The 1,447-nt window shown below is 69.5% G+C and carries 3 protein-coding genes; all 3 read right to left on the reverse strand.

The annotated features are described in order from the left end of the window. A partial coding sequence (locus tag ABT336_RS27380; protein WP_350900486.1) for an FAD-dependent monooxygenase occupies window positions 1–538 on the reverse strand: 538 nt, incomplete at its 3' end. A gap of 25 nt (window positions 539–563) precedes the next feature. Then, window positions 564–1,169 (reverse strand): hypothetical protein, encoded by a 606-nt coding sequence (locus ABT336_RS27385; RefSeq protein WP_350900488.1) that lies wholly within the window; start codon window positions 1,167–1,169, stop codon window positions 564–566. Between the two features lie 132 nt (window positions 1,170–1,301). After that, the coding region (locus tag ABT336_RS27390) for an elongation factor 1-alpha C-terminal domain-related protein (RefSeq protein WP_502891284.1) at window positions 1,302–1,447 on the reverse strand (146 nt) is incomplete at its 5' end.

A 1,447-nucleotide genomic window follows, 5' to 3' on the forward strand; every position in this document is an offset into this window, starting at 1 on the left:
GCAGGTTCAGCCGGTGGCGGACCGCCGAGCCCGCCCCGTCCGCGCCGATGCACCAGCGCGCCCTGATCCGGTACGGCCCTTCGGGGCCGTCGACCAGGGCGGTGATGCCGCCGTCGTCGGCGAGGTCGACGAGGCGGTGCCGCCAGCGCACCGCGTGACCGGTCCCGGCGAGGGCGGACGACAGCATCTCCTCGTTGCGGCTCTGCTCGAAGACCTGGATTCCCGGGTACCGGGTCGCACCGCGCTGCGCCGCCTCGATGCTGAAGCCCTGCGGGTTGGTCCGCCGGCGGATCTGCATCCGGGTGGCGGAGTAGGCACCGTCGAGGACCTGCTGCGCGAGGCCGAGTTGGTCGTAGATCTCCATGGTCCTGGCCTGGACCGCGAGAGCCCGGGATTCGCGGGTCGGTCCGGACTTGTGGTCGACGACCACCGCCGGTACGCCACGTCGGGCGAGGACGAGCCCGGCCATCAGCCCGGTCGGCCCGGCGCCGACGACGAGTACGTCGGTGTCGGTGACCGGGAGGTCGTTCACTGTCACGATGACTCCTTCGACAGCACCCTCGTCAGTTCTCGAAGCCGCCGGGGCGGTACAGCGGTTGATCTGCTGTCGGGTCGGCCGTGACGACGTCCAACCGGGTGTCACCGATGAGCGCGTCGACGGCGGCCTTCTCGGCACCGATCCCGGCCCAGTGCGGGTCGACGTCGCTGGCGAAACACCACCGGCGGTCGGCCGGCCAGACGAACGCCGGTGGAGCGACAGGCATACCGTCACCGAGGTCGGCTTCCCAGGCGTCGATGTCGTGCAGCGCGCCACGGACCAACGCGTACCGACGGTGGGGGATCTCGACGAGTGGACCGTGCCGGACGTCCGGTGGCAGCGGAATGTCCGAGTATCCCTCCCACACGCAGAAGTAGCAGTCCTGCGGGGTGGAGGTGAACCGGGCGAGCAGGCGCAGCGCCCGACGTGCCTGGGCGATGTCCGACGGATGTCCGGCTGGAACGTCGGCGTCCGACTCGTTCTGACCGGGCGCGACGGGGTCGGGGATGAACCGGAGCCTGCCGTACGCCTCGAAGATCGTCGGACCGAAGTTCAGCAACGACGTGACCGGTGTGTCGGACTGGACGAGCCAGGCCGCGGCGGTCGTGTCTGGAGAGTAGGTGAGTGGCATCGTCACTGCTCTTTCCGCCGGCGTCGACATCGGGCACTACCGGAACAACGAATTCGGTCGGGGGTGGGCACACGCTCCACCCCCGACCGGTCGTCGAGTCCCCCGAACGGGGTCGATTCTGCTGCCTGCCCTTTAGACGATCATTCCGGCGGCGACGGTGCGGTTGGTGGTGTCGTCGATGATGATGAAGCCGCCGGTGGTGCGGTTGCGGCGGTATTCGTCGGCGAGGAGGGGGATGGTGGTGCGGAGGCGGACGCGGCCGATGTCGTTGAGTGTCA

Origin of the sequence: Micromonospora sp. NPDC000207 (assembly GCF_040300925.1) — a bacterium.
Taxonomy (GTDB): Bacteria; Actinomycetota; Actinomycetes; order Mycobacteriales; family Micromonosporaceae; genus Micromonospora.

Coding starts and splice junctions, on each gene's coding strand:
- ABT336_RS27385 (WP_350900488.1), bottom strand. CDS start 1,169: ATGCCACTCACCTACTCTCCAGACACGACCGCCGCGGCCTGGCTCGTC.